Consider the following 25030-nt stretch of genomic DNA (forward strand, 5'->3'; position numbering starts at 1 on the left):
AGCAGATATGAGGGGGCCCGCGGACAGGCCCGGGACGGCGCGGCTGCGGCATCTGCTGCCGCGGCGGCTGCGGCGCAGCCTGCGCAGTGGCGTGCGCTGGAAGATCAGCGTGGCCATCGCGCTGGTCGGGGCGCTGGTGGCGATCGCGCTCAGCCTGGTCGTGCACAACGCGGCACGGGTCTCGATGCTGGACAACGCCCGGGACGTGCAGGACGAGCGGATCCAGTTCGTGCAGCGGCAGTACGAGGCGCGCGGCGGCAATCTGCCGGTCGGCTTCCGGGTCGACGATCCGGCGCTCCCCGCCGAGCTGCGCGCCAAGGTGCTCGACGGGCGCCGCGCCACCTATGTGTCCGAGCCGTCCGACGGGGTGCCGGACATCTGGGCCGCGGTGCCGCTGGCCGACGGGGGCGTGCTGTCGGTGCACACCCGGTTCACCGATCGCAGCGCGACCGTGATGAAGGACCTCGACCAGGCGCTGATCATCGGCTCCATCGCGGTCGTCTTCGGCGGCAGCGCGCTCGGGGTGCTCATCGGCGGCCAGCTCTCGCGGCGGTTGCGCAAGGCGGCGAGCGCGGCCCGGGAGGTCGCGCAGGGGCAGACGCACGTGCGCGTACGGGAGGCCATCGGCGGGGTCGTCCGGGACGAGACCGATGACCTCGCGCAGGCCGTGGACGCCATGGCCGACGCGCTCAAGCAGCGCCTTGAGGCCGAGCGCCGGGTCACCGCGGACATCGCGCACGAGCTGCGCACGCCGGTCACCGGGCTGCTCACCGCCGCCGAGCTGCTGCCGCCCGGGCGGCCCAGCGAGCTGGTCAAGGACCGGGCGCAGGCGATGCGGACGCTCGTCGAGGATGTGCTGGAGGTGGCCCGTCTGGACAGTTCGGCGGAGCGGGCCGAGTTGCAGGACATCATGCTGGGCGAGTTCGTCAGCCGCCGGGTCGCGGCCCGTGCCTTCGACGGGATCACGGTCAGCGTCATACACGAGTCGGAGGTGACCACGGATCCGCGCCGTCTGGAGCGCATCCTGTTCAACCTCCTGGCGAACGCCGCCAAGCATGCACGGCCGCCGATAGAGGTCAGCGTCGAGGGCCGGGTCATCCGGGTCCGCGACCACGGTCCCGGTTTCCCGGAGGACCTGCTCGAAGAGGGGCCCAGCCGGTTCCGCACCGGCGCGGCCGACCGTGCCGGGCACGGGCACGGGCTCGGGCTGACCATCGCGGCCGGTCAGGCCCAGGTGCTGGGTGCCCGCCTCACGTTCCGCAACGTACGCCCGCCGGGCGCGGCATCCGGTACCCCGGCCGAGGGCGCGGTGGCGGTGCTCTGGCTGCCCGAACACGCCCCGACCAACACGGGCAGCTTCCCGATCTTCCGACTGCCCGACACCATGTGAACCTGCGCGGGCCCGCCACTCGTTCTCCGGGTGCAGCCCGGTGCCCGCTTCTCGCGCAGTTCCCCGCGCCCCTGGGCAGTCCTTCATCCGCGCCCCGGTGGGGGCTTCTCGCGCAGTTCCCCGCGCCCCTAAAACCAGATCCCACGCGCGCCTCTCGTCGTGGCTGGTCGCGCAGTTCCCCGCGCCCCTAAAACCAGTTCCCACGCGCGCCTCTCGTCGTGGCTGGTCGCGCAGTTCCCCGCGCCCCTGAAGGCTGCGCTTCGCGCGCCTTCCCCTGATGAGATGCCGCACGAAGTGCGCATCTCAGGGGCGCGGGGAACTGCGCGAGAAGCGGCCACCGGGCCGCACACGAACGAACCCCCAGGGGCGCGGGGAACTGCGCGACCAGCCACGACGGCGCCGCACACGAACGAACCCCCCAGGGGCGCGGGGAACTGCGCGACCAGCCCCCACCGGCCCGCACCCGAACGAAGGGCCCCGGGGCGCGGCCCCGGCGGCGCGGCTCCAGGGAGCCCGACCGCCCGCCAAAGCGAAAGCGGCCCCCGGCGCCGAAGCACCGGAAGCCGCTCGGCAGGCCGGACGGTCAGACGGGCTCCGCCACCACGGCCCCGCCGGGCACAGCGTCCTGGTCCTCGCCGGCAGGCCCCCCGCGCAGGGCGACCTCCTTGACGAACACGGCCGCGATCAACGCCACGACCGCGACGACCGACCCGAGCAGGAACGCCACATGCGTCCCGGACGACACAGCGAACTCGTACGCCTCGCGCACCGGCGCCGGCAGCTTGGCCAGACTCGCGGCGTCCAGCTGCGCCGACTTCTCGGTCATCCTGCCGCCGAGCGCACCCGCCCGCTCGGCCATGACGTCCTGCACCTTGTTGTTGAACAGCGCGCCCATGATGGCGACACCGAACGACGACCCCAGCGTCCGGAACAGCGTGGTCGACGAGGACGCGACGCCCATGTCCTTCATCTCGACGCTGTTCTGCGCGACGAGCATGGTGATCTGCATCAGGCAGCCCATGCCGGCGCCGAGCACCGCCATGTAGACGCCGGACATGAACCGCGACGTGCCGGTGTCCATCTGCGCGAGCAGGAACAGCCCGCCGATCATCAGCACGCTGCCGACGATCGGGAACATCTTGTACTTGCCGGTGTTCGTGGTGACCCGCCCCGCGACGAGCGAGACGACCATCATCGACAGCAGCATGGGCAGGAGCAGCAGCCCGGAGTTGGTCGCGGACGCGCCCTGCACGGACTGCTGGTACAGCGGCAGGAAGAGCACGGCGCCGAACATCACGAACCCGGTGATGAAGCCGATCACCGACATCAGGGTGAAGTTGCGGCTGCGGAAGATGTGCAGCGGCAGGATCGGCTCGGCGGCCCTGGTCTGCGAGAAGACGAACCCGACGAGCGCGGCGACCCCGAGCCCGATGAGCTCCATGATCACGGCGGAGCCCCACGCGTACTCGCTGCCGCCCCAGGTCGTGACCAGCACGATCGAGGTGATGCCGACGGTGAGCAGCGCGGCGCCGAGATAGTCGATGGAACCGCCCGAGCGCTTCTTCGGCAGATGCAGCACGGCGGTGATCATGATCAGCGCGACGGCGCCGATCGGCAGGTTGATGTAGAAGGTCCAGCGCCAGCCGAGGTGGTCGGTGATGGTGCCGCCGACGAGCGGCCCGCCGATCATGGCGAGCGCCATGACACCGGCCATCATGCCCTGGTACTTGCCGCGCTCCCGGGGCGGTATGAGGTCACCGATGATGGCCATCACGCCGACCATCAGACCGCCGGCGCCGAGGCCCTGGACGGCCCGGAAGGCGATCAGCTCGGTCATGCCCTGGGCCATGCCGCTGAGCGCGGAGCCGATCAGGAAGATGACGATGGAGGTCAGGAAGGCGCCCTTCCTGCCGTACATGTCACCGACCTTGCCCCAGATGGGCGTGGAGGCGGCGGTGGCGAGCGTGTAGGCCGTGACGACCCACGACAGGTGCTCGATGCCGCCGAGGTCACCGACGATCGTCGGCATCGCGGTGCCCACGATCATGTTGTCGAGCATGGCGAGCAGCATGGCGATCATCAGCGCCATCAGCACGACGCGCACACTGCGCGGCTGCGGCTGTTTCACCTGCTCCCCGCTGCCCGCCGCTTTCTTCGTCTGCGCCATGTCCCCCACACTCCCACTTACTTGCCGACCGGCTAGTTCCTTACAATGGGGAAGGTAGGGCGACAACTAGCCGGTCGTCAAGTAAGTTTTCTCCCAAGAGCCGAGAGCCAAGAGCGGGCGAGCAAGGGGCACAGATGGTCACGGGCAGCAGCAAGCCGCAGCAGCGCCGCGGGGACACCCGCCAGCGCATCCAGGACGTGACCCTCGAACTGATCGCCGAGCAGGGCTACGAGAAGACGTCCCTGAGAGAGATCGCCGAGCGGCTGGGCGTCACCAAGGCGGCGCTCTACTACCACTTCAAGACCAAGGAAGACATCCTCGTCAGCCTCTTCAGCGATCTGATGAGGCCGATCGACGAGCTGATCACCTGGGCCAAGGAGCAGCCGCGCCCCGTCCCCCTGGAGACCAAGCGGGAGATCCTCACCCGCTACAGCGAGGCACTGTCGGATGCCTCGCCGCTCTTCCGCTTCATGCAGGAGAACCAGGCGCAGATGCGCGAGCTGAGCATCGGCGAGAACTTCAAGGACCGGATGCACGACCTGATCACCCAGCTGCTGCCCGAGGACGCCTCACTGACCGATCGCGTGCGCTGCGTCAGCGCGCTGTTCTCGATGCACGCGGGGATGTTCGTCCTCAGGGACGTGGAAGGCGACCCCGAGGAGAAGCGTCTCGCCATCCTCGAGGTCGCCACGGACCTGATCACTCAGGCCCACAAGCACTGAGAGCCGTCGGTCAGACGGTCACGCCCTGCGCCTTCAGGAAGGCGACGGGGTTGACCGCGGAGCCGTAGTTCGGCGTCGTACGGATCTCGAAGTGCAGGTGCGGGCCGCTGGAGTTGCCGGTGCTGCCGGACAGCGCGATGTGCTGGCCCGTCGCGACCGACTGGCCGACGTGCACGTCGATCCGGGACAGGTGCGCGTACTGGGAGTACGTGCCGTTGCTGTGCTTGATCACGACGGCGTTGCCGTACGCGGAGCCGTCACCGGCGCCGTTGCCGCCGGCCTTGACGACGGTGCCGCCGTGCGCGGCCATGACCGAGGTGCCGGTCGGCACGGCGAAGTCCTGGCCGGAGTGGTGACCGGTGGCCCACATGTTGCCGCCCTGCGCGTAGCCCGCGGAGAGGGTGTAGTGGGCGACCGGGTCGACCCAGGAGGCGGCCTTCTTGGCGGCGACCTGCTTGGCGGAGGTGGCGGCCTTGGCCTGGGCGGCGGCCTGCGCCTTGACGGAGGCGGCGGCCCCGCTCGGCAGTGCGGCGGCCTGCCCGTCGGCGGCGAACGCGGCCCCGGCGCCCAGCGCCGCCGTCATTCCGAGGCCGGCGGCCACGACGGCGGCACGGTTGCGGAGCTTCGACGTACCGGGGCGGAGGGACAGGGTGCGCTTCGACATGGAGGGAGACCTTGCTTCGGGGACGTGGGGAGACCCGGCGCACCGCTTGGTGCCACCGGGTCGGCCATCCCTGTGTAACCCGCTCCCCCAAGCCCGCCCAAAAGCCCCATCTACTACTCACTCTCGTACAACTGCCACAAAACGTTGATTGCTTGACAGCTGTCGATCAAGGGGCGGAATTCGTCCGACTTATCCCCCGATCTGATGTTTAACCCCTCTTCGCGGAGGCTCCCCCGGGCCGCGCGGCCACCCTCACCCCGCCACACCCGAGAAACGGACATTTCACTCGAACCCATCAGCCGTGTAACAACCACCCCACGACCCCGCCGGACTCCTACCGCCCCTAGTAGGCCCTGATGACCCTGTGCGTCATGTCACCGAACAGCAAGATCGAACCTCCCGCGAGTGTGATCGGGGCTACGCTCCCGAGCCATGGATCCCGCTGTGCTCGGTACCCGGCTGGCATCGAGCGCGCTCGTCCCCGCGCTCCGGAAGCTGATCGTCCAGGAGGGCCCGGGAGCCGGCCTCACCGACCGGCCCGTCCGCCTCTCGGGGCTCGTCTCGTTCCGCGGCGAGAAACGCACCCTCACCGCCGACGACCTGCTCCGCCTCGCCCGCCGCCTGGTGACGGCCGCGCTCGACGGACCGGGCGAACCGCCGTTCCCCGCCGCCGAGACCGAGCCGGTCGTGCACGCGCTGGCCGACACCCTGCACGCACTGGGCGACCTGGCCATGGACGACGTACAGGCCGTGCGCCTCGGCCCCACCGCGCTGGCCCGCGCACTGCGCCGCGCCGCCCCCGACCCCGGCCTCTCCGCCGACGCGGACCTCTTTCTCGACACGGTCACGGGCTGGGCCTGCGACCACATCCTGCAGTTCTTCACCCAGCGGTCGACGTTCGTCGCGCGCACCCTCGTCGAACAGAGCCGCGGCCAGCACGAACTCCTCGCGAAGACCGACGAGCTGATCCGCCGCACCCCGCCCGCCGACGCCCAGGACACCGCCTTCGAGCGGCGCTACCTCTCCTACGTGGCCGAGCGCCACCGGCACCTGACGATCTACGGCATCGACCTGCGGGACGCGCCCGAACGCTGGCCGCTGGAGGTGGCGTACCTGAGCCTGGAGGCGACGACCACCGCGCCCGCGGGCTCCTTCGACGACCTTCCGGCGGCTGTCGCGCCGGCCCGGATCCGCGCCGAGGACGCGTTCGACGACGATCACGACCGGGTGCTGCTGCGCGGCGAGGCGGGCTCCGGCAAGACGACGCTGATCCAGTGGCTGGCGGTCACCGCGGCCGACCGCGTCCCGTTCGTCCTCCCGCTGCGCACCCTCGTCCGCACCGCCGCGCTGCCCGCCCCCGCGGACTTCCTCTCCTCGGTCGGCTGCCCGCTGACCGCCCCCGGCGGCTGGGCCGAGCGGGTCCTCGGAACCGGCCGCGCCCTGGTCCTGGTGGACGGGCTCGACGAGATCCCGGCCGCCGACCGGCACCGTGTCCGTGACTGGGTGACCTCGCTGATCGGCGCGTACGCGGGCAACCGCTGGCTGCTCACCTCCCGCCCCACCGCCGTCCGCGCCGACTGGCTCGCCGACTCCGGCTTCCGCGAGGTGCTGCTGCCGCCGATGCGCGGCGCCGACGTCGCCACGTTCGTACGCCGCTGGCACACGGCCGCCGACGCGGGCGCGTACGAGGGTGCGCTCCTGGACGCGCTGCGCACCAAGCGCGATCTGGCCCGGCTCGCCACCAACCCCCTCATGTGCGGGCTGATCTGCGCGCTGCACCGGGAGCGGCGCGGCTATCTGCCCACGGGCCGCAAGGAGTTGTACGACGCGGCCCTGTCGATGCTGCTGACGCGACGCGACCGGGAACGCGGCATGGCCGGGGTCGACCTGGGCGAGGAGGCCCAGCTCGAACTCCTGCAGCACCTCGCCTACGCGCTGTTCCTCGGCGGCCGTACGGAGATGAGCCGGGACGCGGCGGAGGCCGCACTGGAGCGCCGCCTCCCGTCGGTCGCCTCGGCGTCACCCCTGGGCGATGCTCCGGCGGTCCTCTCCGCGCTGCTCCTCCGCAGCGGCCTTCTCCGCCAACCCGCCGACGGCGTCGTCGACTTCGTGCACCGTACGTTCCAGGACTACCTGGCCGCCCGGCACGCCGTCGAGGAGGGCCTGGCGCTGCCGTTCGTCCAGCGCCTCTCCGACGACCCGTCGGGCGAGGACGCGATCCGCATGACGGTGGCCCACGCCCGCCCCGGCGAACGCCCGGCACTCCTGCGCGAGTTGCTCGCCTCCGGCACCCCGCGCCTGACCCTGCTGGCCCTGGCCTGCCTGGAACACGCGACGACGCTGGCCCCCGACGTGCGGGCGGAGGTGGAACGGGCCGCGGCGGCCTTGATTCCGCCGCGCACGTCCGCCGCCGCGAAGGAACTGGCCGAGGCGGGTCCCCTGGTACTGGAGTTGCTGCCGGGCCCGGAGGGGCTCAGCGACGAGGAGGCCCACGGGGTGACGATCACGGCCTCGATCCTGGGCTCGCAGGAGCCGGTCGGGGCGCTGGGAGTACTGCGGCGGTACCGGGAGCATGCGTCGCTCGATGTCCGACGGCAGCTGGCGGGGACGTGGGAGCGGTTCGGGACGGAGGAGTACGCGTCGGAGGTGCTGGACCATCTGGTCCGACAAGACCTCCACCTGCCCTGTGAACTCCCCGATCAGGTCGCTGCGTTGGCACAGATGCGGCCGTGGCGGGAACTGCTGTTCCGTGGGCCGCACACGTTGCGGGACATCTTTGCCGCGCTTCGAGCACCCGGCACGGTGACCTACCTGGCCCTGCAGGACAACCCCATGGTCGAAGACCTGAGCGCCCTGCTCGCGTGTCATGCGCTCGACTGGCTTCAGATAGCCGGTTGCCCGAATGTCCGGGACGTCGCTCCGCTCTCCGCCCTACCGCTCACGTTCCTCGCCTGTGACGGCAGCGTGGCGGGGCTGGCCGGACTGCGCTCACTCAGGCGCCTCTCCCTGACCGGTGTCGTGCCGGGAACCTCGCTGGTTCAGCGACTGCCCGTCGACGCACCCCTGGAGTTCCTCTTCCTCGACCACCACGCCATCAGGACGACCGGGCTGCGGGGCCTCCGGCACTGGCAGACGCTCTCGACCCTGAGCCTCGCGGCGTTCACCCTGACTCCCCCCACCATGGACTGGCAGGAGATCGCCGCCTTGCCGGCTCTGACCTCCCTGGCCTTCGACGCCGCCCTGTTCCAGGTCTTGCCCGGCGCCCTCGCGAAGCTGCCTGAACTGCCCGGCGTCACCACCCTGACCCTGACCCAGGTGCTCGGCTCCGAGGACATCGATGCCCTGCCGCACCGGCTCCCCCACGTGAAGCAGGTGTTCATCCATAACCTCCCGGGCAAGACCCTCTCGGCCGACCGGTACGCCCGGCTCTTCCCCCGCGCCGAGATCACCCTCATCCCACGGTGAACCGGGCATGCGAAAGGGGGCCGGTGCTGAAAAGCACCGGCCCCCTTCTCACTGGCTCACCCCGGAGGGGCTACGCCTCCTTGCTCAAGTTCGGGCCGCCACCGGCAGCCGCGTCCTCGATCGGCGGGGCGTCGGGGAGGGCCGACTTCTCCTCACCCCGGAAGGTGAAGGTCTTGTTCTCGCCCTCGCCCTCGGTGTCCACGACCACGATGTGGCCCGGACGCAGCTCGCCGAAGAGGATCTTCTCCGAGAGCGTGTCCTCGACCTCGCGCTGGATCGTGCGACGCAGCGGCCGCGCGCCGAGAACCGGGTCGTAACCCTTCTTCGACAGCAGCTCCTTGGCGGACTGGGAGAGCTCGATGCCCATGTCCCGGTCCTTCAGGCGCTCGTCCACCTTGCCGATCATCAGGTCGACGATCGCGAGGATGTCTTCCTGGGTCAGCTGCGGGAAGACGACGACGTCGTCCACACGGTTGAGGAACTCGGGGCGGAAGTGCTGCTTGAGCTCGTCCGACACCTTGTTCTTCATGCGCTCGTAGTTGGTCTTCGTGTCGCCCTGAGCCGCGAAGCCCAGGTTGAAGCCCTTCGAGATGTCACGGGTTCCAAGGTTGGTCGTCATGATGATGACCGTGTTCTTGAAGTCCACGACGCGGCCCTGGGAGTCGGTCAGGCGACCGTCCTCCAGGATCTGGAGCAGCGAGTTGAAGATGTCCGGGTGGGCCTTCTCCACCTCGTCGAAGAGGACGACGGAGAACGGCTTGCGGCGCACCTTCTCGGTCAGCTGGCCGCCCTCTTCGTAGCCCACGTAGCCGGGGGGCGAACCGAAGAGACGCGAGACCGTGTGCTTCTCGCTGAACTCCGACATGTCGAGGGAGATCAGCGCGTCCTCGTCGCCGAAGAGGAACTCGGCGAGCGCCTTGGACAGCTCGGTCTTACCGACACCGGACGGACCGGCGAAGATGAACGAACCACCCGGACGCTTCGGGTCCTTCAGACCGGCCCGCGTACGACGGATCGCCTTCGAGAGCGCCTTGACGGCGTCCTTCTGGCCGATGACCCGCTTGTGGAGCTCGTCCTCCATGCGCAGCAGACGCGAGGACTCCTCCTCGGTCAGCTTGAAGACCGGAATGCCGGTGGCGGTCGCGAGGACCTCGGCGATCAGCTCGCCGTCGACCTCGGCGACGACGTCCATGTCGCCGGCCTTCCACTCCTTCTCGCGCTTGGCCTTCGCCGCCAGCAGCTGCTTCTCCTTGTCGCGGAGCGAAGCTGCCTTCTCGAAGTCCTGGGAGTCGATGGCCGACTCCTTGTCGCGACGCACGCCCGCGATCTTCTCGTCGAACTCGCGGAGGTCCGGCGGCGCGGTCATCCGGCGGATGCGCATCCGGGAACCGGCCTCGTCGATCAGGTCGATCGCCTTGTCCGGCAGGAAGCGGTCCGAGATGTACCGGTCGGCCAGGGTCGCGGCCTGCACGAGGGCCTCGTCCGTGATCGAGACACGGTGGTGGGCCTCGTAGCGGTCGCGCAGACCCTTGAGGATCTCGATGGTGTGCGGCAGCGACGGCTCCGCGACCTGGATGGGCTGGAAGCGGCGCTCCAGCGCGGCGTCCTTCTCCAGGTGCTTGCGGTACTCGTCGAGCGTGGTGGCGCCGATGGTCTGGAGCTCACCGCGGGCCAGCATCGGCTTCAGGATCGAAGCCGCGTCGATGGCGCCCTCGGCGGCACCCGCACCCACGAGCGTGTGCAGCTCGTCGATGAACAGGATGATGTCGCCGCGGGTGCGGATCTCCTTGAGGACCTTCTTCAGGCGCTCCTCGAAGTCACCGCGGTAGCGGGAGCCGGCGACCAGCGCGCCCAGGTCAAGCGTGTAGAGGTGCTTGTCCTTGAGCGTCTCGGGCACCTCGCCCTTGACGATGGCCTGGGCGAGACCCTCGACGACGGCGGTCTTGCCGACGCCGGGCTCACCGATCAGGACCGGGTTGTTCTTGGTACGGCGCGACAGGACCTGCATGACGCGCTCGATCTCCTTCTCGCGCCCGATGACCGGGTCGAGCTTGGACTCACGAGCGGCCTGCGTCAGGTTGCGGCCGAACTGGTCGAGGACCAGGGACGTCGAGGGCGTGCCCTCGGCAGGCCCGCCGGCGGTGGCGGTCTCCTTGCCCTGGTAGCCGGAGAGCAGCTGGATGACCTGCTGCCGCACCCGGTTGAGATCTGCGCCCAGCTTGACCAGGACCTGGGCGGCGACGCCCTCGCCCTCACGGATCAGGCCGAGCAGGATGTGCTCCGTGCCGATGTAGTTGTGGCCCAGCTGAAGGGCCTCGCGGAGCGACAGCTCCAGGACCTTCTTGGCACGGGGGGTGAAGGGGATGTGCCCGGACGGGGCCTGCTGGCCCTGACCGATGATCTCCTCCACCTGCTGGCGGACCGCCTCGAGCGAAATCCCGAGGCTCTCCAGGGCCTTAGCGGCGACACCCTCGCCCTCGTGGATCAAGCCCAGGAGGATGTGCTCGGTGCCGATGTAGTTGTGGTTGAGCATCCGGGCTTCTTCCTGAGCCAGGACGACAACCCGCCGCGCGCGGTCGGTGAACCTCTCGAACATCGTTAATCGCTCCTCAGAGCGGTCAGGCAGTAAGGGGTCGGTCCCCTCCCTGTCCTTCCGCAGCTTAGTCCCGCAAGCGGGGACCGCTCATTCCAACTGCCGACACCCGGCCTTCTTCCCGGGGGATCTCCTGCCCCGAACGCCGACATCCTCTCCAACCCGATGGTGCGAGACGATGTTCCCGCAGGCCAAGCGGATAGCCACACCGCCACTACGCCGATGGCGAACGCGGGCTCCCGCGGCCGAGCGTGTCGACCCTCCCACTAGGGATGTCTTACCCGCAGGGACTGACACTCCATGCGGCGCACGCCGGTTCCCTCCGCTACGGGCGAACATCCTTGCCCCGCCGAACACCCCTTTACGCCCCCATTTCGGACACGGAGCGCATTCAACCAACGACACTGCGTAACTTGCGGGTGCTCCCGGCGGTTGCTCCTGGCATGGTCGCCCCCTTTCCCGCCCCGCGCCGGCCGCTCGACGCCGTCCTCACGGTCCAGCAGTGGTACGAGGACGAGCTGGGCTGGGCCACGGAGTCCGGCCCCGACGGGGTACGGCTGCACACGGGACTGCGGTTCGACGTACTGGAGATTCCGGCCGACGCCGGGTTCCGGATGCTGCGCAGGTGCGATCCCCGCTCACCGGTGGCGTTGAACGGGGAGACGATGCAGCTCCTGGTGGCCGCCGGCAGCGCGGACGAGGTGCCGGGGCTGCTGGACTGGCTGGAGTGGGGGGATCTCCCCCTGGACCTCGTCGCGGTCGGGGCGGGCGGATTCATCGACGCGCCGACGCCGCCGGGCCGGGCCGGCTCGCAGGAGGCCGCCGTGTGGGTGCGGCCCCCGGAGCCCGGACGCGAGGTGGAGCCGGTGCTGCCGGCCCTGACGAGCCTGTCGGCCGTCTCGACCTGGTCGGTCGCAGGGGGCGGTGGGGGCGCCCCCGATCTCGTACGACTCGTGGACACAGCGGCGACCCACTGCCAGCGGGCCCGGCTGCGCCGTGCGACGCACGGAGCGACGCGTCAGCCGTTGGCCTTCTCGTAGGCCTCACGGATGGAGGCGGGGACGCGGCCGCGGTCGTTGACCTCGTAGCCGTTGTCCTTCGCCCACGCGCGGATCTGCGCCGTGTCCTGGTTGCCACCGGACGCGGCGCGCGCCTTGCCCCGGCCACCGGCGGCGCGACCACCGGTGCGACGGCCGCCCTTGACGTACGCGTCGAGGAGACCGCGGAGCTTGTCCGCGTTCGCGGTGGTGAGGTCGATCTCGTACGTCTTGCCGTCGAGCGCGAACGTCACGGTCTCGTCCGCCTCGCCGCCGTCGAGGTCATCGACAAGAAGGACCTGAACCTTCTGTGCCACCGGATTTCCTTTCATCGATATCTGAAGGGCCGACCCTGCGACCACGGCCGCTGATTCGCCGTCCCCTTGTTATATGCAGTACTGCAGTACGTCGGAAAGCAAACCGCTTTTGCCGGAAAAACACAAACCCCTGGCTGAGATCCGGGAGAGATCCAGGAGTTGAAGCTGCCCAGGCAGACCGAAAACATGCGCGTTTCGGACATAGAGCCCGGGTGGTTGGCGCTTGCCGGAATATCGGTCCGCGGCGATCACAGATGCAGAAGCATCCGGCTGTTACCCAAGGTGTTCGGTTTCACTCGTTCGAGACCGAGGAACTCCGCGACGCCCTCGTCATAGGAACGCAGCAGCTCGCTGTAGACATCGGTGTCAACCGTATCGACGGGTGTCTCACCGATCTCCACGAAGCCGTGCTTGGCGAAGAACTCGACTTCGAAGGTGAGGCAGAAAACCCGGCGAACACCGATCCAGCGCGCGGTCTGCAACAGCTTCTCCAGCACCTGATGCCCCACGCCCGAGCCCTTGGCCAGTGGATTCACCGCGAGAGTGCGCACCTCGGCCAGGTCTTCCCACATGATGTGCAGGGCTCCGCAGCCGACGACCTCGGCGTTGTCGTCGCGTTCGGCGACCCAGAACTCCTGGATGTCCTCGTAAAGCGTCACCGTGGCTTTGTCGAGCAGGATCCCCTGTCGGCTGTAGGCGTCGAGGAGTCGGCGGACCTCCGGCACATCGGCGGTGCGCGCCCGGCGTACGGTGATGGCTTTTGGGGCGGAGGATTCGGGGACCGGGACGACTTCGGGGAGCTCTGCTGGCATGTCCGGACGCTATCGCCCGCGCTCCTGGGCCGCTTCTCCGGGTGGCACGACTTCCGGCGGCGCGACTTCGGCCGTGGCTTCGGGCCCGGCTTCCGGCTCGGCCTCGGAAGTGGTGTCGGGCTGCACGATCCGCATGGCGTCCCGGAGCGCTTCGCGCTGGCGCGGCGACATCATGCCGAAGAAGGCGACGAGCGCGGCGGCGGGGTTGTCGCTCTGCGCCCATGCGTCGTTCATCAGCGCGGCCGAGTAGGCGGCGCGGGTGGAGACCGCCTCATATCGATAAGCCCGGCCCTCCGCTTCCCGGCGGACCCAGCCCTTCTGATGGAGATTGTCCAATACGGTCATGACCGTTGTGTAGGCGATGGACCGTTCCTGCTGGAGGTCCTCCAGCACTTCTCTCACCGTCACCGGGCGGTTCCAGTTCCACACCCGTGTCATGACTGTGTCTTCGAGTTCTCCCAAGGGGCGCGGCACGAAGAGCACAATAGTGGGAGAAGTCGGCAATTCCCCGTCGGACGTGGCGAGAGATCTCGAACGGCGTCGATCAATGCCAAAAGGGGCGCCCGCCGGGGCGCCCCTGTCCAGGGCCGGAGCGCGGCGTCAGCCGGCTTCGGGCTGCCGGGCGGCCTCGGCGCGCGCGAGGGCGGCGTCGACGGCCGCGTCCTCCTTGGCCTTCTTGTCGCCGCCCTGCGACTTCACGATCGTCACGATCAGGCCGATGAAGAACGCGGCCATCACTACCGGGGGCACGAGCGCGGAAACGTATTCCATGCCCCCAGAGTAGCTAGCCCGCGGCCAGTCGCTGCGGCGGGGCCGGGGGCTGGGCGGGGCGGCGCTTGGGCGGGAACACCTCGGCCGGGGTCGGCACGGGGCGCTCCGGGGTCGCGGGCCCCGGCGCCGTGGGGCGGTCGGCGGCGCAGCGGCCGCCGGGCAGGGCCAGCAGGCGCGCGCGGGAGGCCGGGACGCGCGGGCGGTGCCGGGCGTCGAGCCGGTCGCGCACGCTCTGTTCGGCGAGCGCCCGGCAGCGGTCGAGCAGGGCCGCCGCCGTGGCGTTGCCGCGCAGGGCGCGCAGCGCCGCGAGGTCGTCGGCGCCGGGCTGGTGGCCCGCCGCCAGGGCGTCCTGGAGCAGGCTCAGGTAGCCGGTGACGGTGCCGGGCAGGGCGGCCCGGTAGCGGTCGAGGTCGGCGAGCAGGAACGCCCGCATCCGGGCGCTCTCCCGGGCGGCCTCGTCGACCGACTCCGCGAGCCGGAGACATTCCCGGACGTCCGTGTCCGAGGCGGGGCTGGGGTGGAGGGCAAGGGCGAGGGCACGTCGGAGCACACGCAGCTCTTCTGCGCCGAACGCCATGCCGCCGCGGTTTCCGTAGGGCGTGGGCATGGGGTGACGGTACGGCTTATTTCGGGCAAATCGGGTTAACCGGCAATTCTCCGGCGCGCCATCGCTCCGCTCGGACCGGGTTTCCGGGTTGTCGGTCGGGTGCGGCGCCGTCGTGGCTGGTCGCGCAGTTCCCCGCGCCCCTGAAACGAGCTCCGCTCGTCCAGGGGCGCGGGGAACTGCGCGAGAAGCGGCCACCGGCCCGCAGGTAGCGACAGAGCCCCGTGGGGCAGACGCAGATCTTCGAGGGGCGCGGGGAACTGCGCGACCGGCCACGGCGCACCCGCACCCGGGAGCGGGCCTCAGAGGCGGCTGACGTTGCGTTCGTAGACCAGGCGGAGGCCGATCAGGGTCAGCCACGGCTCGTGTTCGTCGATCACCGAGGCCTCGCCGAGGATGATCGGCGCGAGCCCACCCGTGGCGATGACCGTGACGTCGTCCGGGTCGTCGGCCAGCTCCTTGGCCATCCGGTTGACCACCCCGTCGACCTGCCCGGCGAACCCGTAGACGATGCCCGACTGCATCGCCTCGACGGTGTTCTTGCCGATCACACTGCGCGGCCGGGCCAGCTCGATCTTGCGGAGCTGCGCGCCGCGTACGCCGAGGGCCTCCACCGAGATCTCGATGCCGGGGGCGATCACGCCCCCGGTGTACTCCCCGCGCGCGGACACGGCGTCGAACGTCGTCGCGGTACCGAAGTCGACGACGATCGCGGGACCGCCGTACAGCTCGACGGCCGCGACCGCGTTGATGATGCGGTCGGCGCCGACTTCCTTGGGGTTGTCCATGAGGATCGGGACGCCGGTCTTGATGCCGGGTTCGACCAGGACGGCGGGGACGTCGCCGTAGTAGCGGCGGGTGACCTCGCGCAGCTCGTGCAGGACCGAGGGGACGGTCGAGCAGATGGCGATGCCGTCGATGCCGTCGCCGAGTTCGTCGCCGAGCAGCGGGTGCATGCCCATCAGGCCCTGGAGCAGGACGGCGAGCTCGTCGGCGGTGCGGCGGGCGTCGGTGGAGATGCGCCAGTGCTCGACGATCTCCTCACCGTCGAACAGGCCGAGCACGGTGTGGGTGTTGCCCACGTCGATGGTGAGCAGCATCAGGCGGTCGCTTCCCGCAGGTCGAGGCCGATGTCGAGGATCGGCGAGGAGTGGGTCAGCGCGCCGACGGCGAGGAAGTCGACGCCGGTACGCGCGTACGCGCCCGCGTTGTCGAGCGTGAGACGGCCCGAGGACTCCAGGAGCGCCCGCCCGTTGGTGAGGGCCACCGCCTCCTCCGTCTCGGACGGCGTGAAGTTGTCCAGGAGGATCAGGTCGGCGCCCGCGTCGAGGACCTCGCGGAGCTGGTGCAGGGTGTCGACCTCGACCTCGATCGGCAGGCCGGGGAAGCGGTCGCGTACGGCCTGGAAGGCCGCTGCCACGCCACCCGCGGCGACGACGTGGTTGTCCTTGACCAGGGCCGCGTCGGACAGCGACATGCGGTGGTTGACGCCGCCGCCGGCGCGGACCGCGTACTTCTCCAGGGAGCGCAGGCCCGGGGTGGTCTTGCGGGTGTCGCGCACCTTGGCCTTCGTACCGTCCAGGGCGTCCGCCCACGCGCGCGTGGCGGTGGCGATGCCGGAGAGGCGGCACAGGAGGTTGAGCGCGCTGCGCTCGGCGGTGAGCAGGTCGCGGGTGCGGGTGGTGACGGAGAGGAGCTTCTGGCCGGCCTCGACCCGGTCGCCGTCCTCGGCGTGCCGCTCGACCTCGAACTCGTCGCTCGCCACGACGGAGACGATCACCTCGGCGACCCGGAGGCCCGCGACGACACCGGCCTCGCGGGCGGTGAAGTCGGCCGTGGCGACGGCCTCCTCAGGGATCGTGGCGACGGTGGTGACGTCCACGCCGCCGTCGAGGTCCTCGGCGATCGCCATGTGGGCGATGTCCTCGATCTCGACGGGGTGCAGACCGGCGTCGAGGAGCAGCTGGGCCAGCGACGGGTCGAGGCCGCACTCCATGACGTCGGTGTCGGCGTCGGCGCAGCCGCAGTTGTCGCCGCAGCCGCCGGTGTCGGCGTCTGCCAGGGGGAGGTCGGGGGTGGCGCTCACGTCGGTCACTGCTCCTGAGGGTTCTTTACCGTTGCCGGGAAGTCTGCTGTTTGTGTGGTGTGCGTGGCCAGAGTTCGGTCGGGATTCAGGCGTACGACGATGTGGCGGCGCCAGTTCGCGTCGTCGCGGTCCGCGTGGTCCTCGCGCCAGTGGCAGCCGCGGGTCTCCTCGCGGCGGCGGGCGGCGGCGACCAGGACGCGGGCCACGCACAGCAGGTTGGTGGCCTCCCAGGTGTCGACGCCGGGGACGGCCGTCTTGCCGTGCTCCGCGAGGGCGCCCGCGGCGTCGGCGTGGATCCGGCCGAGCCGCGCGGCGGCCTCGGCGAGGGAGTCAGCGGAGCGCAGTACGCCCGCGCCCTCGGTCATCACGCGCTGGATGGCGAAGCGGGCCTCGGCGGGCAGCAGGGGGTGGGCCGGGGTCTCGGGGTGCGGGACGGGAGCGGGCACGCGCGCGTGGAGGTGATTCTCCGCGTGCTCCTTCTTGATGTCGTCCGCGATGCGCTCGGCGTAGACGAGGCCTTCGAGGAGGGAGTTGGAGGCCAGGCGATTCGCCCCGTGGACGCCGGTGCAGGCGACCTCCCCGCACGCGTACAGGCCGGGGATCGTGGTGCGCCCGTGCAGGTCGGTGCGGACGCCGCCGGAGGCGTAGTGCGCGGCCGGGGCGATCGGGATGGGCTCGGTGACCGGGTCCATGCCGTGGGCGCGGCAGGCGGCCAGGATCGTGGGGAACCGCTTCTCCCACATCTCGCGGCCGAAGTGCCTCGCGTCGAGGTACATGTGCTCGGCGCCCTGCTCCTGCATGCGGCGCGTGATGCCCTTGGCGACGATGTCGCGGGGCGCCAACTCGGCGAGTTCGTGCTGGCCCACCATGAAGCGCACGCCGTCGGCGTCGACCAGGTGGGCGCCCTCGCCGCGGACGGCTTCGGAGACGAGCGGCTGCTGGCCCTCGGCGTCCGCGCCCAGGAAGAGCACGGTGGGGTGGAACTGGACGAATTCGAGGTCGCTCACCTCGGCGCCGGCGCGCAGGGCGAGGGCGACGCCGTCGCCGGTGGACACGTGCGGGTTCGTCGTCGCGGAGAAGACCTGGCCCATGCCGCCGGTCGCGAGGACGACTGCGGGGGCGAGGACGGCTCCCACGCCGTCGTGCTGGCCCTCGCCCATCACGTGCAGGGAGACGCCGGCCGTGCGGCCCTCGGCGTCCGTCAGCAGGTCGAGCACCAGGGCGTTCTCGACCGTGGGCAGCCCGCGCGTGCGGACCGCCTCGACCAGGGCCCGGGAGATCTCGGCGCCCGAGGCGTCGCCGCCCGCGTGGGCGATGCGGCGGCGGTGGTGGCCGCCCTCGCGGGTCAGGTCGAGGGCGCCGTCCGCGGTCTCGTCGAAGTGGGCGCCGGTCGCGATGAGGCGGCGTACGGCGTCGGGGCCCTCGGTGACCAGGGTGCGCACGGCGTTCTCGTCGCACAGGCCCACGCCCGCGACCAGGGTGTCGTCGAGGTGCTGCTCGGGGGTGTCGCCCTCGCCGAGCGCGGCCGCGATGCCGCCCTGCGCCCAGCGCGTGGAGCCGTCGTCGAGGCGGGCCTTGGTGACGACGACGGTGCGCAGGCCCGCGGCCTCGCAGCGCAGCGCGGCGGTCAGGCCCGCGACGCCGGAGCCGACGACGACCACGTCGGCGTCGAGGTTCCAGCCGGGGGCGGGGGCGTGGAGTGCTATGCCTGTGCTCGTCACAGGTGACCTCCGAAGGTCAGCGGCAGGTTGTCGATCAGCCGGGTCGTGCCCACGCGGGCGGCGACCGCGAGTACGGCCTCGCCCTCGAAGCCGTCCCGTACATCGGTGAAGTCGGCCGGGTCGACCAGCGCCAGATAGTCCAGCTCGACCGGCGGGCCGAGGCGCGCGGCCTCGTCCAGGACCTGGCGGGCGGCGGCCAGCACGGCGGCGGGGCCGCCCGGGGAGGCCACCGCGTGCGCGTCGGCGGCGGCGCGGGCCTCGCCGAGCGCGTCGAGCGCGCGGGCACGCGCGCGCGGGGTGGGGCTCTCGGCGGCACGCGCGCGCAGGGCCTCCTGGGCGGCGTGCCGGTCGCGGCCCGCGAACAGGGCGCGGGAGAGCTCCAGCGCGGTGCGGCGCTCGGCCGGCGACAGATAGCGGTTGCGCGAGGAGAGGGCCAGGCCGTCGCTCTCGCGGGCCGTGGGCACGGCCTCGATGTCGACGTCGAAGTTCAGGTCGCGGACCATGCGGCGGACCAGGGCGAGCTGCTGGGCGTCCTTCTGGCCGAACAGGGCGACGTCCGCGCGCGTGAGGTGCAGCAGCTTGGCGACGACGGTGAGCATGCCGTCGAAGTGGCCGGGGCGCGAGGCGCCTTCGAGGCGCTCGCCCATCGGGCCCGCCGCCATCCGGACCTGGGGCTGTCCGCCGGGGTAGACCTCGTCGACGGACGGCGCGAACACCAGGTCGGCGCCCGCCTGTCCGGCGATCTTCACGTCGGCTTCGAGGGTGCGCGGGTAGCGGTCGAGGTCCTCGCCCGCGCCGAACTGCAGCGGGTTCACGAAGACGGTGACGACCACTTCGCCGTCGGTGCCCGCGCGCTCGCGGGCGGTGCGGACGAGGGTGGCGTGGCCGTCGTGCAGGGCGCCCATGGTCATGACGACGACGCGCTTGCCGGTACGCGTGCGTGCGCGCAGTTCCTCGCCGGTGTGGACGATCTTGGCGCTCATCGGGTCTCCTCCGCGCCCGTGGCCAGCACGTCGAGCAGGTCCTCGGCCAGCTCCGGCTTGAGCAGGCCGTGGGCGAGGGCGCGGTCGGCGGTGGCGCGGGCCATCGCGAGGTATCCGGCGACGGCCTGCGGGGCGTGCACGCGCAGCTCCGCGACATGGGCGGCGACGGTGCCCGCGTCGCCGCGCGCGACCGGGCCGGTGAGCGCGGCGTCGCCGGAACGCAGGGCGTTGTCCAGGGCCGCGCCGAGCAGCGGGCCGAGCATCCGGTCGGGGGCGGTGACGCCCGCGTCGCGGAGCAGGTCCATGGCCTGGGCGACCAGGGTGACCAGGTGGTTCGCGCCGAGCGCGAGGGCCGCGTGGTAGAGCGGGCGCATCTCCTCGGCGATCCACTCGGGCTCGCCGCCCATCTCGATGACCAGGGCCTCGGCGGCCAGCCGCAGCTCCTCGGGGGCGGTCACGCCGAACGAGCAGCCGGCCAGGCGCTGGACGTCGACGGCGGTGCCGGTGAACGTCATCGCGGGGTGCAGCGCGAGCGGCAGGGCGCCCGCGCGCAGGGCCGGGTCGAGGACCTTGGCGCCGTACCGGCCCGAGGTGTGCACGAGGAGCTGGCCCGGCCGGATCGAGCCGGTCTCGACGAAGCCCTCGACGAGTCCGGGCAGGATGTCGTCGGGCACGGTCAGCAGCACCAGCTCGGCCCGTGCGAGGACCTCGGCGGGCGGGACGAGGGGGACGTCGGGGAGCAGTGCGGCGGCCCGCCGCACGGAGGCGTCGGAGACTCCGGAGACGGCGACCGGCCGGTGTCCGGCCAGCTGCAGGGACGCGGCGAGCGCGGGTCCCACCCGGCCCGCGCCGACGACGCCGACCGTGAGGCGGGCGGGCCGGTCCTTGGGATCGGTGGGTTCGGATCGGGGTGACTGTGGGGCTGAGGTCACGGGGCGACGGCCTTCCGTTCCAGTCCGCTCGGGGTACCGGACGATTTCTCGTCATGTTAACGCTATCTGGCCGGACGGGCCTCGGCTGTCCACAGGCTGTGGGGAAGCGCACGCGTACGCGTGTGCGACATGATGCGGCGCATGGACGTCCCTGACGAGAAGCAACAGACAGCACGGCGCATCGCCGCTTTCCGGGGCGCGACGCGCGTCCTGGCGCGCGGCCCGCACACGGCCACCATGGGCGAGCACTGGGCGCGCCTGACCGACGCGGCGGGCACGGTGGCCGACCTTTCCGGCACCGTCGACCTGTACGGGGACGGGGTCGTCGCCGATCTGGAGGAGAGGGTCGCCGGGCTGCTCGGCAAGGAGGCCGCCGCGTTCTTCCCCACCGGCACCATGGCGCAGCAGGTCGCGCTGCGCTGCTGGGCGGGCCGTACCGGCAACTCCACGGTGGCCCTGCACCCGCTGGCCCACCCGGAGGTCCACGAGCGGGAGGCGCTGTCCACGGTGTCCGGCCTGCGCGCGGTGCACCCGACGACCGCCGCGCGGCAGTTCACGGCGGACGAGGTGCACGGCATGGACGAGCCGTTCGGCACGTTGATGGTGGAACTGCCGCTCAGGGACGCCGGTTTCGTGCTGCCCACGTGGGAGGAGCTCCAGGAGGTCTGCGAGGAGGCACGCGCGCGGGACGCGGTGGTGCACTTCGACGGGGCGCGGCTGTGGGAGTGCACGACGCACTTCGGACGCCCGCTGGACGAGATCGCCGACCTCGCGGACAGCGTCTACGTGTCGTTCTACAAGTCGCTCGGCGGCCTCAGCGGCGCCGCGCTCGCGGGCCCGCGGTCGTTCATCGACGAGGCCAGGGCCTGGCGGCACCGCTACGGCGGCCAGGTCTTCCACCAGTTCCCGCAGGCGATCGCGGCGCTGGTCGGCCTGGAGCGGGAGCTGCCGCGGCTGCCGGAGTACGTGGCGCACGCGCGCGTGGTGGCGCGGGCGCTGCGGGAGGGCTTCGCCGAGGCGGGCCTCGCCTGGGCCCGGGTGCACCCCGAGGAGCCGCACACGCACGCGTTCCGGGTGCTGCTGCCCTACGACACCGACGTGCTCACGGAGGCGGCGGTGTCCCAGGCGGAGGAGACGAAGACGGCGCTGTTCGGGCGCTGGTGGCCGGTGAGCGGGGCGCCGGGGCTCTCCGTCACCGAGGTCACGGTCGCCGCGCCGGGCCTGGAGTGGAGCGCCGACGACGTCCGCGCGGCCGTCGCGGACTTCGTACGGCGTCTGCCGTGAGCCGGACTCAGCACCCGGCGGCGTGACCGCGCCGGCCCCGGTGCCCGGACAGGCGCCGGGCCAGCGCGGCGCGGATCCGGCCGCCCGCCGGGCGCTCCGCCAGGACCGCCCGGAAGCGGCGGTAGTCGCGCAGATCGCGCACCGCTGCCGCCTCGTTCAGGAGCGGGGCCGGCGGGGCGGCCTCGCCGCGCTGTGCGGCCCGGTAGACGTCCAGCGCGTACTGCTGGGTGACGGTCATGACGACCACCTCGCTCATCATCTCGATTGTCACTCTGCGCCCCGAAAAATGCTCTTTGTCAGGCTTGGGGGCCGATGACCACGAGACTGCGCCCTCCGTCGCGGCCCGGTCACGTCGATTGACGAGAGCCGTCAATCGAGGACCCGGCTGTCGGTGGCGGCGTGCACCATGGGGTCATGAGCGTGCGCATCGACATCACCGGCCTGACGGCCGAGCGGATCCACTTCGCGCCCTCCCCCCTGGCCGAGATGGGCGCGGCGCTGCACGCGCTGGCCGAGCCCGCGCACCACCCGGGGCTCCAGGGGTGGACGACGAGCGTGACCGCACGCCTCGACCCGTGTCTCGCGGACCGGATGTGCGAGGCGGACTTCCTGTGGCGGACGACGTTCTCGGACGTCTTCACCCCCTCCGCCGGGATACCGGGCCGGCACACCCTGCCCGGCGCCACGCTCACCGAGGAGCTGGACCTGCTGGACAAGCTCTCCGACGAGCAGTTCGTGGACGCCGCCCTGGAGTTCACCTGCCAGTCGGAGTACGCGGCGCGGGACGTCTCCCGGCTCGACGACCCGCGTGCGCGGGAGCGCGCACTGGAGCTGGCGGCGGCCCGCGGCACCCACCAAGTGCGCTTCACCCAGCGCCTGCTGGAGGATCCGCCCGTCATCAGGGCCTGGTTCCGGGAGCTGATGCAGGACTGCGACGAGGCGTTCTTCTCCGACGTGTGGGGGCGCGTGCATCACCAGTTGGCGGCCGACGCGCGGCACAAGACGGAGCTGCTGCGCCGCAAGGGCGTCGCGGACGCGCTCTCCGCGGTCTCGGGGTCGGTCTCGCTGGACGAGCCGGGGCGGGCCGTCGTCGTCGACAAGATCTCCGTGGGGCAGACGAAGACGGGCTCCGGCAGCCTGGTCCTGATCCCGACCAGCCTGGGGTGGCCGCACCTGTGGGTGCTGCACCGCAAGGGCTGGCAGCCGCTGATCACGTACCCGATCTCCTCCCCCGGCCTCACCGTGCCGACCTCGGTGGAGCAGCTGACCCTGCGCATGTCGGCCCTCGCCCACCCGGTCCGCATGCGGCTCTGCCGCCACCTGGCGCGCGGCTCGTACACGACGGGCGAGCTGGCCGACTCGCACGGCATGACCGCCCCGGAGATCTCCCGGCATCTGTCGGTGCTGAAGAAGGCGGGCCTGATCACCACCCGCCGCCAGGGCCGTTACGTGCAGCACCAGTTGGACCTGAGCGTGGTGTCACGCCTCGGCGGGGACTTCATCGAAGGGGTGCTGCGCTGAGCCGGCCCCTCAGGCTCCGCCGCCCGCTCTGACGAGTCCCGTCTCGTAGGCGAGGACGACGACCTGGACGCGGTCGCGCAGGCCGAGCTTGGTCAGGATGCGGCCCACGTGCGTCTTCACCGTGGCCTCGGACAGCACCAGATGGGCCGCGATCTCGCCGTTCGACAGGCCCTGGGCGACCAGGATCATGACCTCGCGCTCGCGCTCGGTGAGCCGCGCCAGCTGCTCGTGCTGCGGCTCCTTGGCGCTGCTGGGCAGCATCGGCGCGAACCGGTCGAGCAGCCGCCGGGTGGTGGACGGGGCGACCACCGCGTCGCCGCTGTGCACGGCGCGGATGGCGGTGAGCAGTTCGCCGGGCGGCACGTCCTTGAGCATGAAGCCCGAGGCACCCGCCTTGAGCCCGGAGAACGCGTACTCGTCCAGGTCGAACGTGGTCAGGATGAGGACCTTCGGCGGGTTCGGGTCCTGGCAGATGCGCCGCGTCGTCTCGACTCCGTCGAGCTTCGGCATGCGTACGTCCATGAGGACCACGTCCACGGCCGTGGCCCGCAGTACTTCCAGTGCCTCGACACCGTCGCCCGCCTCCGCCACGACCTCCATGTCCGGCTGGGCGGCGAGCACCATCCGGAAGCCGGTGCGCAGCAGCACCTGGTCGTCGACGAGCATGACCTTGATCGACATCGATCCCGTTCCTTCGCTGGTACGTGTCAATGGGCGGGCTTGAGGGGCAGCAGGACGCTGATGCGGAAGCCACCGCCGGGGCGCGGGCCCGCGTCCAGGGTGCCGCCGACCATACCGACGCGCTCCCGCATCCCGATGAGCCCGTGGCCGCGGCCGTCGGCGCCCCCGTCCTCGTACAGCTCGTGCGGGGCGCCCTTGCCGTCGTCCTCGACGAGCAGCCCGAGGCCGTCGTCGAAGTAGACCAGGCGGACGCTCGCCCCCGCGTTGGGGCCGCCGTGCTTGCGGGTGTTGGTGAGGGCTTCCTGGACGATGCGGTACGCGGTCAGCTCGACGCCGCTCGGCAGCGGGCGCGGGGTGCCCTCGACCTTGAAGTCGACGGGCAGTCCCGCCGTACGCACCTCGCTCACCAGGTCCTCGATCTGCTCGACGTCGGGCTGCGGCACGTACTCCTCGCCCTTCTCGCGCTCGCCGGTCCGCAGGACGCCGAGCAGCCTGCGCATCTCGGCGAGCGCCTGCCGGCCCGTCCCCGAGATCGTCTCCAGCGCCTTCTTCGCCTGGTCGGGCGCGGTGTCCAGGACGTACGCGGCGCCGTCCGCCTGCACCACCATCACCGACACGTTGTGCGCGACGACATCGTGCAGCTCCCTCGCGATGCGCGCCCGCTCGGCCGCGACCGCGACCTTCGACTGCGCCTCGCGCTCCTTCTCCAGGCGGGCCGCGCGCTCCTCCAGCTCGGCGAGATAGGCGCGGCGGGTGCGCAGCGAGTCGCCGAGGACCCAGGCGAGGGCGAACGGCACCATCGTGAAGATCGTGACGGCGATCTGCCCGAGGGAGCCGGCCTGCTCCTCGGGCCAGCGCAACTGTGCGAGCGGCGCCGCGCACAGGCCCGCGCCGAGGGCGAGCCGGGACGACCAGCGCGCCCCGTTCGCCGCGCAGGTGTAGACGATCACCAGCATCGCGAAGTCACCGGGACTGGTCTCCGCGTCGAAGACCAGCTGGGCCAGACCGGTCACGATCGCGAGGATCAGCATCCGCTCCGGCATCCGGCGGCGCAGCGTGACCACGACGCTCAGCAGGACGGCGCAGACGATGCCCGCCACCTGGTTGCCGCGGTGCAGGTCCCCGTTGCCGCTGGAGACGGTCACCACCGACATCCCGAACAGGATCACGGCCCAGAAGCCGTCGACCCAGGTCGGGTGTCTGCGGAGGAAGTCATAGACGCGCTGCACGTAACCCAGAGTAGGTAGCCGTGCGGCCCGCGGGGGTCAACCGGAGGACCG

General features: G+C 71.4%; 22 protein-coding genes. 6 read left to right on the plus strand and 16 right to left on the minus strand.

The features are described 5' to 3' along the window. Positions 1-7: 7 nt before the first annotated feature. On the plus strand, positions 8-1390 hold the full coding sequence (cseC, locus tag K377_RS09095; RefSeq protein WP_237551460.1) for a two-component system sensor histidine kinase CseC: 1383 nt from the start codon (positions 8-10) through the stop codon (positions 1388-1390). A gap of 583 nt (positions 1391-1973) precedes the next feature. Here the strand turns inward: cseC and K377_RS09100 are convergent. Then, positions 1974-3557: an MDR family MFS transporter gene (locus tag K377_RS09100; RefSeq protein ID WP_111663185.1), complete on the minus strand. Its 1584-nt coding sequence runs from the start codon at positions 3555-3557 to the stop codon at positions 1974-1976. Between the two features lie 134 nt (positions 3558-3691). On the opposite strand from K377_RS09100, the gene K377_RS09105 reads away from it, so the two are divergent. Continuing rightward, complete coding sequence (locus K377_RS09105) at positions 3692-4279, plus strand: TetR/AcrR family transcriptional regulator (RefSeq protein ID WP_111662717.1); 588 nt, start codon at positions 3692-3694, stop codon at positions 4277-4279. Between the two features lie 10 nt (positions 4280-4289). Here K377_RS09105 and K377_RS09110 read toward each other — a convergent pair whose 3' ends face one another. Next, positions 4290-4943, minus strand: a complete 654-nt coding sequence (locus tag K377_RS09110; protein ID WP_111662718.1) for a M23 family metallopeptidase — start codon at positions 4941-4943, stop codon at positions 4290-4292. Between the two features lie 432 nt (positions 4944-5375). Here K377_RS09110 and K377_RS09115 point away from each other — a divergent pair, with 432 nt between their 5' ends. Then, positions 5376-8408: an NACHT domain-containing NTPase gene (locus K377_RS09115; RefSeq protein ID WP_111662719.1), complete on the plus strand. Its 3033-nt coding sequence runs from the start codon at positions 5376-5378 to the stop codon at positions 8406-8408. Positions 8409-8478: 70 nt separating this feature from the next. On the opposite strand, the gene K377_RS09120 is transcribed toward K377_RS09115, so the two are convergent. After that, the gene (locus tag K377_RS09120; protein WP_111662720.1) at positions 8479-11004 is read right to left on the minus strand and encodes an ATP-dependent Clp protease ATP-binding subunit; all 2526 of its coding nucleotides are present in this window, start codon (positions 11002-11004) and stop codon (positions 8479-8481) included. A 440-nt stretch (positions 11005-11444) separates the two neighbouring features. On the opposite strand from K377_RS09120, the gene K377_RS09130 reads away from it, so the two are divergent. Continuing rightward, the gene (locus K377_RS09130) at positions 11445-12041 is read left to right on the plus strand and encodes an SCO3374 family protein (RefSeq protein ID WP_111662721.1); all 597 of its coding nucleotides are present in this window, start codon (positions 11445-11447) and stop codon (positions 12039-12041) included. Here the strand turns inward: K377_RS09130 and K377_RS09135 are convergent. From K377_RS09135 to K377_RS09175, 10 genes are all read right to left on the minus strand, one after another. Continuing rightward, on the minus strand, positions 12020-12355 hold the full coding sequence (locus tag K377_RS09135) for an Lsr2 family protein (protein ID WP_111662722.1): 336 nt from the start codon (positions 12353-12355) through the stop codon (positions 12020-12022). The genes K377_RS09130 and K377_RS09135 overlap by 22 nt on opposite strands. Positions 12356-12603: 248 nt before the next feature. Further along, on the minus strand, positions 12604-13167 hold the full coding sequence (locus K377_RS09140) for an amino-acid N-acetyltransferase (protein WP_111662723.1): 564 nt from the start codon (positions 13165-13167) through the stop codon (positions 12604-12606). A 9-nt stretch (positions 13168-13176) separates the two neighbouring features. Beyond that, the gene (locus tag K377_RS09145; protein ID WP_111663186.1) at positions 13177-13641 is read right to left on the minus strand and encodes a BlaI/MecI/CopY family transcriptional regulator; all 465 of its coding nucleotides are present in this window, start codon (positions 13639-13641) and stop codon (positions 13177-13179) included. A 126-nt stretch (positions 13642-13767) separates the two neighbouring features. Continuing rightward, on the minus strand, positions 13768-13938 hold the full coding sequence (locus tag K377_RS41600) for a hypothetical protein (RefSeq protein ID WP_181512516.1): 171 nt from the start codon (positions 13936-13938) through the stop codon (positions 13768-13770). 13 nt (positions 13939-13951) lie between these two features. Further along, a complete protein-coding gene (locus tag K377_RS09150; RefSeq protein WP_111662724.1) occupies positions 13952-14515 on the minus strand; it encodes a hypothetical protein in 564 nt (187 codons plus the stop codon). Positions 14516-14844: 329 nt separating this feature from the next. Then, positions 14845-15642, minus strand: a complete 798-nt coding sequence (locus tag K377_RS09155) for a type III pantothenate kinase (RefSeq protein ID WP_111662725.1) — start codon at positions 15640-15642, stop codon at positions 14845-14847. Then, entirely contained in the window at positions 15642-16637 is a 996-nt protein-coding gene (nadC, locus tag K377_RS09160) for a carboxylating nicotinate-nucleotide diphosphorylase (protein ID WP_111662726.1), read from the minus strand. Before nadC ends, K377_RS09155 begins: the two co-directional genes overlap by 1 nt. Next, positions 16634-18349: an L-aspartate oxidase gene (locus K377_RS09165; protein ID WP_111662727.1), complete on the minus strand. Its 1716-nt coding sequence runs from the start codon at positions 18347-18349 to the stop codon at positions 16634-16636. Before K377_RS09165 ends, nadC begins: the two co-directional genes overlap by 4 nt. Beyond that, positions 18346-19332, minus strand: a complete 987-nt coding sequence (gene panC, locus K377_RS09170) for a pantoate--beta-alanine ligase (RefSeq protein WP_111662728.1) — start codon at positions 19330-19332, stop codon at positions 18346-18348. The genes K377_RS09165 and panC overlap by 4 nt, the downstream gene beginning before the upstream one ends. Continuing rightward, the gene (locus tag K377_RS09175; RefSeq protein WP_111662729.1) at positions 19329-20264 is read right to left on the minus strand and encodes a Rossmann-like and DUF2520 domain-containing protein; all 936 of its coding nucleotides are present in this window, start codon (positions 20262-20264) and stop codon (positions 19329-19331) included. The genes panC and K377_RS09175 overlap by 4 nt, the downstream gene beginning before the upstream one ends. A 129-nt stretch (positions 20265-20393) precedes the next feature. Between K377_RS09175 and K377_RS09180 the strand changes: the two genes are divergently transcribed. Further along, the gene (locus K377_RS09180; RefSeq protein ID WP_111662730.1) at positions 20394-21548 is read left to right on the plus strand and encodes a low specificity L-threonine aldolase; all 1155 of its coding nucleotides are present in this window, start codon (positions 20394-20396) and stop codon (positions 21546-21548) included. Between the two features lie 7 nt (positions 21549-21555). On the opposite strand, the gene K377_RS09185 is transcribed toward K377_RS09180, so the two are convergent. After that, complete coding sequence (locus tag K377_RS09185; protein ID WP_111663187.1) at positions 21556-21804, minus strand: hypothetical protein; 249 nt, start codon at positions 21802-21804, stop codon at positions 21556-21558. 158 nt (positions 21805-21962) lie between these two features. On the opposite strand from K377_RS09185, the gene K377_RS09190 reads away from it, so the two are divergent. After that, the gene (locus K377_RS09190; RefSeq protein ID WP_111662731.1) at positions 21963-23069 is read left to right on the plus strand and encodes a DUF5937 family protein; all 1107 of its coding nucleotides are present in this window, start codon (positions 21963-21965) and stop codon (positions 23067-23069) included. Between the two features lie 9 nt (positions 23070-23078). Here K377_RS09190 and K377_RS09195 read toward each other — a convergent pair whose 3' ends face one another. Next, the gene (locus K377_RS09195) at positions 23079-23750 is read right to left on the minus strand and encodes a response regulator transcription factor (protein ID WP_111662732.1); all 672 of its coding nucleotides are present in this window, start codon (positions 23748-23750) and stop codon (positions 23079-23081) included. Between the two features lie 26 nt (positions 23751-23776). Beyond that, entirely contained in the window at positions 23777-24979 is a 1203-nt protein-coding gene (locus tag K377_RS09200; RefSeq protein ID WP_111662733.1) for a sensor histidine kinase, read from the minus strand. Positions 24980-25030: the final 51 nt, after the last annotated feature.

The sequence above is a fragment of the Streptomyces sp. PsTaAH-137 genome, from assembly GCF_003259365.1.
Taxonomy (GTDB): domain Bacteria; phylum Actinomycetota; class Actinomycetes; order Streptomycetales; family Streptomycetaceae; genus Streptomyces.